The 2,164-nt window shown below is 38.0% G+C and carries 5 protein-coding genes; 3 read left to right on the top strand and 2 right to left on the bottom strand.

Going from position 1 to position 2,164, the window contains the following annotated elements:
- The 3 genes from JZU62_RS05945 (at window position 1) to JZU62_RS05935 (ending at window position 1,048) form a co-directional block, all read left to right on the top strand.
- The gene (locus JZU62_RS05945; protein ID WP_295012847.1) at window positions 1-141 is read left to right on the top strand and encodes an SEL1-like repeat protein; all 141 of its coding nucleotides are present in this window, start codon (window positions 1-3) and stop codon (window positions 139-141) included.
- A 71-nt stretch (window positions 142-212) separates the two neighbouring features.
- On the top strand, window positions 213-593 hold the full coding sequence (locus JZU62_RS05940; RefSeq protein ID WP_295012845.1) for a hypothetical protein: 381 nt from the start codon (window positions 213-215) through the stop codon (window positions 591-593).
- A 2-nt stretch (window positions 594-595) separates the two neighbouring features.
- Window positions 596-1,048, top strand: coding sequence for a hypothetical protein (locus tag JZU62_RS05935; protein ID WP_295012842.1), 453 nt, complete (start codon window positions 596-598; stop codon window positions 1,046-1,048).
- On the opposite strand, the gene JZU62_RS05930 is transcribed toward JZU62_RS05935, so the two are convergent.
- Together JZU62_RS05930 and JZU62_RS05925 are read right to left on the bottom strand one after the other, a co-directional pair.
- On the bottom strand, window positions 1,045-1,788 hold the full coding sequence (locus JZU62_RS05930) for an exonuclease domain-containing protein (RefSeq protein WP_295012840.1): 744 nt from the start codon (window positions 1,786-1,788) through the stop codon (window positions 1,045-1,047). The genes JZU62_RS05935 and JZU62_RS05930 overlap by 4 nt on opposite strands.
- Window positions 1,788-2,138 carry a hypothetical protein gene (locus JZU62_RS05925; RefSeq protein ID WP_295012838.1) on the bottom strand — a complete coding sequence of 117 codons (351 nt, stop codon included), beginning with the start codon at window positions 2,136-2,138 and terminating at the stop codon, window positions 1,788-1,790. The genes JZU62_RS05930 and JZU62_RS05925 overlap by 1 nt, the downstream gene beginning before the upstream one ends.
- Window positions 2,139-2,164 lie beyond the last annotated feature (26 nt).

The following is a 2,164-nucleotide window of genomic DNA, read 5'->3' as shown; positions in this document are numbered from 1 at the left end:
ATGATCTATTTTTACGGCGAAGGTGTTGAAAAAGATATTCCTCAAGCGATGGAATGGTGGAAAAAAGCGATGAAAAATGGTCATGTTGACGCCGCCTATCGACTGAGTGAAATCTCCACATCGACCAAAACAACATTTTAATATGCTACAATGTAACAAAATTTTAGGATAATTTTAGTTCTATAAAGTTATCTCCTGATAGGAACTTTCCCATGGTAGAGAAACTAACTCAAACACTAAAAAATTTTGATTATCGTCTAAACCGTTATCAAATTCATTATAGTGTCGCTATGTGGCATTGTCCAGAAGAGATAGATATTAGCATCTTATCCAAATGTATCCGCACAACAGATCGTTTAATTTGTCTAAACGAGTATAACTATGCAATTGTTTTTGACTATACTAACCCAGAATCGGGACTACATGCTGCCAATAATCTTTTAAAACATTTTAAATCTACCTACTCCTCAGTACCTCTGTTTTGTTCTATTGTTAATTCCAGTCAATACGAGAGTGTTAGCAGCATGATTCCAGAACTATTCACTCAACTCAACAAATCCATTGAAAATAACCAAATGGCAATAAGCAGTTAATGATGCTTAACACTTTAAACCAACAACGTCTACACTATCAAGAGACCCTAATTAAAACTTCTGCAGATTATCACTACCGATTTAACCGATACAAAACTAAATATTCGGTTGCTCTAGCTTATATTTCAGAAGAAAACGGTGATTTGAGCAGTTGTGGAGAACATCTGCGAGAAAGCGATACTATTATTTTTTTTCAACCCAATTTTTGCGGGATAGTTTTTGATAATACGAACGATGAAGAGGGGATAAAAGCAGCCAATAATATTCTATCCCGCGTTCAAAATCTTTTTTTTGCGAAACATTTTTATATGGCGACTATTACCGCTACTGCCGAGCAAAGTGAGTTTCAGATGATTCACGACTTATTTGATCTTATTGCGTATGCGCTAGAACACAATATGGATAATCTAGTTGTTGATGCCTCACAAATAATCCAACACAAACAATCGCTCTAAGAAGCTAAAACTCGTCCAATACTATAACGCATATCCTCATCGAGACTATCCATATTCCCGAGCATCCAGGTAAGATACCCTTTGTCCGATTCGGCAATCTCTAAGAGTGTTTTCCCTTTGTATTTCCCAAATTTGAGCGCTCTGGTATAAAAAACAGGAGTTTGGGTTAACTCGACCATTTTATCGATAGGATTTGCCCCCTGAAAGCGCTCTTGTAACCGTTTGCGTAATTCAGTCAAAAAAAGTTTCAATACCAAAACATCCCCGATAGCATCATGCGCTTTGACAACGATCCCAAGTGCATCTGCTTCAGCTTGTTCGATTTTATACAGTCCAAAGCGATAGCGAAAATACTGTAACCGATGAGCTTCTTCATCATCGAACAAATGACGTGCACATCGTAGTGTGTCAATTAGACGCATTTTCGAAGTGAAACTCTCTTTGGAGAGCATCCCCAAATCAAATGGCGCATTATGGATGATAAGAACATTATCAGGAGTATTGAGTTCACACAATGTTTTATAGGCTGACGTCTCAATACACGGCGGCTTCCCCTCAATCATATCAGGTGTTATACCGTGTACTTCCATCGCTCCGTATCCAATAGGGAGTGGTGCAGAACAAAGATCATTATAAACTTCGACATTTTTACCGTCCAAAATCAAAAATCCAAGTTGAATAATACGGTCTTCCTCACCTGCGCCAGTTGTCTCAGTATCGAGTAAAATATATTTCGCCATTAATACTGGTTATCTTCATCTTCGAGATCGAATTCATCATAATCGTCTTCGTCCTCATCCTCTTCATCATCGTAGAGATCATCCTCTTCATCCCCTTCGCCTTCGCGCATAGAGGTGAGTTCTGTGTAGAGTTGTTCTGCCTCTTCTTCATCGATATCACCGCTGTTGAGCTCTGTAAGAAGTTCCTTGTATTCATCACGAAGGGCTTGCATATCCTCAAGTTGTGCACGTTCTTCAACGGTTGCATCTTTTTGCGATGCGATAGATTCGAAAATATCGTCAATATGTTCTTCAACATCAGGAATCAACTCATTTTGTATCAAATGTTTTAATTGTGTAATATAGGCCATTTTTAATCCTTATGACTTGTGATTTT

The sequence above is a fragment of the Sulfuricurvum sp. genome (assembly GCF_019163035.1).
In the GTDB taxonomy this organism is placed as follows: Bacteria; Campylobacterota; Campylobacteria; order Campylobacterales; family Sulfurimonadaceae; genus Sulfuricurvum.
This window is presented reverse-complemented; position numbering and strand designations above follow the sequence as displayed.